This is a genomic window from Corallococcus praedator, from assembly GCF_003612125.1.
GTDB classification, from domain to species: Bacteria; Myxococcota; Myxococcia; order Myxococcales; family Myxococcaceae; genus Corallococcus; species Corallococcus praedator.
The window spans coordinates 1-408 of record NZ_RAWI01001267.1; the positions used below are offsets into that span (position 1 = coordinate 1).

General features: G+C 50.7%; 1 protein-coding gene. It reads right to left on the bottom strand.

The annotated features are described in order from the left end of the window. A partial coding sequence (locus tag D7Y13_RS49360) for a pentapeptide repeat-containing protein (protein WP_147452757.1) occupies positions 1 to 234 on the bottom strand: 234 nt, incomplete at its 3' end. Positions 235 to 408: the final 174 nt, after the last annotated feature.

Below are 408 nucleotides of genomic sequence, written 5' to 3' on the forward strand. Positions count from 1 at the left end.
GTTCGTGAGATTCGACCCCTCGAAGTTAATTCCGCGCATTTCTGCCCCGACAAACGCTTTGCCGCGCAGATCTTGATGCGAAAAATCTTGGTTTTGCAAGTTGGCGCTGTTGTAGTTGACCGTATCAGGCGAAGTTTGTGCCGCAGCCGGAAGCGCCATCAGCAGCACGGCCAAACACGCCAAACTCAACAGCAGCAGTAAACCCCGTAACCCACGCCAGATTTTTCTCGCCATACCGACTGACACCAAAACAACACGCGATCGCTAACTGTATTCTACAAAGGTTGTCTGCACTGCTCGATCGGATCAAAGCGATCGCCTGAAATGGTAGGGGACTTCACCAAACTTGTTCTTTTACAAAGGGAGTCAATCAAATCGCAAATAGTGCAGCAGTTCGGTCGTCAGGAC